1 protein-coding gene is annotated in these 298 nt (G+C 65.1%); it reads right to left on the bottom strand.

Features of this window, described 5'->3' with window-relative positions; all coding sequences use genetic code 11:
• A partial coding sequence (locus tag PZH32_RS13040; RefSeq protein WP_275208680.1) for a hypothetical protein occupies window positions 1-298 on the bottom strand: 298 nt, incomplete at both ends.

The raw sequence follows: 298 nt of genomic DNA, 5'->3' as shown, positions 1-298 counted from the left end.
GGTGTGGCCGACACCGTGGTGGCAGACGCCGTGTTGGCAATGGCCACCGTGCGGCCCGCTTCAACCGTCGAGGCCACCACGGGCACGCCGGCCTCGGTGGTCTCGCCGGTCTCCTCGACATTCACGGCGTCGGCGAAACGGGAACCGGCCACGAACGTGAAGTAATCGCGGGTCCAGTAGCCCGAGCCCGTGGCGCCGCTGCTGGAGAGCGTCGTCTTGTTCAGCGTGACATAGGCATAGCGGTTCGGCAAGTACGGTCTGGTGAACTTGACCGATTTGAAGACCAAGCTGCCGAACC

It is taken from the genome of Adlercreutzia equolifaciens (assembly GCF_029076695.1).
GTDB classification, from domain to species: domain Bacteria; phylum Actinomycetota; class Coriobacteriia; order Coriobacteriales; family Eggerthellaceae; genus Adlercreutzia; species Adlercreutzia equolifaciens_A.
This window is presented reverse-complemented; position numbering and strand designations above follow the sequence as displayed.